Here is a 705-nt window from a genome sequence, read left to right as displayed (position 1 = left end):
GTGCGGAAGTAGGAGATCGAGGTCTGCAGCTCCTCGGCCTGGGCGGCCAGCTCCTCGGACGTCGCCGACATCTCTTCGGAGGCCGAGGCGTTCTGTTGGGTGACCTTGTCCAGTTGCTGCAGGGCGTCGTTGATCTGGCCGGCGCCGATGTCCTGCTCGCGGCAGGCGGCGCTGATCTCCGAGACCAGCTCGGCGGTCTTGCGGATGTTCGGCACCAGGGTCGTCAGCATCTCGCCAGCCGTCTGGGCGGCCTTGACCGTGTCGCTGGAGACCGCGCTGATCTCGGCGGCGGCGCTCTGCGAGCGTTCGGCCAGCTTGCGCACTTCCGAGGCGACCACCGCGAAGCCGCGGCCATGTTCGCCAGCCCGGGCGGCCTCGACGGCCGCGTTCAGGGCCAGCAGGTCGGTCTGGCGGGCGATCTCCTGCACGATCGTGATCTTCTCGGCGATCGTCTGCATGGCGTCGACCGCCTTGTTGACCGCCTGGCCGGAGGTCTCGGCGTCATGGGCCGACTGGCGGGCGATCTTCTCGGTCTGAGAGGCGTTGTCGGCGTTCTGCTTGATGTTGGCCGTCATCTCTTCCATCGAGGCCGAGACCTGTTCGGCGGCGGCCGCCTGTTCGGTCGCGCCCTGGCTCATCTGCTCGGACGTCGCCGACAGCTCCTGGCTGCCCGACGAGACGTTGTCCGAGGCGGCGATGGCGTCG

The 705-nt window shown here is 68.7% G+C and carries 1 protein-coding gene; it reads right to left on the bottom strand.

Translation table 11 applies throughout. The features are described 5' to 3' along the window. On the bottom strand, positions 1-705 hold a 705-nt coding region (locus tag AX690_RS13125; RefSeq protein WP_231732196.1), incomplete at both ends, for a methyl-accepting chemotaxis protein.

Source organism: Caulobacter sp. CCH9-E1 (assembly GCF_001556515.1).
Taxonomy (GTDB): Bacteria; Pseudomonadota; Alphaproteobacteria; order Caulobacterales; family Caulobacteraceae; genus Caulobacter.
Note: the sequence above shows the minus strand (reverse complement) of the source record. Positions and strands in the feature narration are given on the sequence as shown.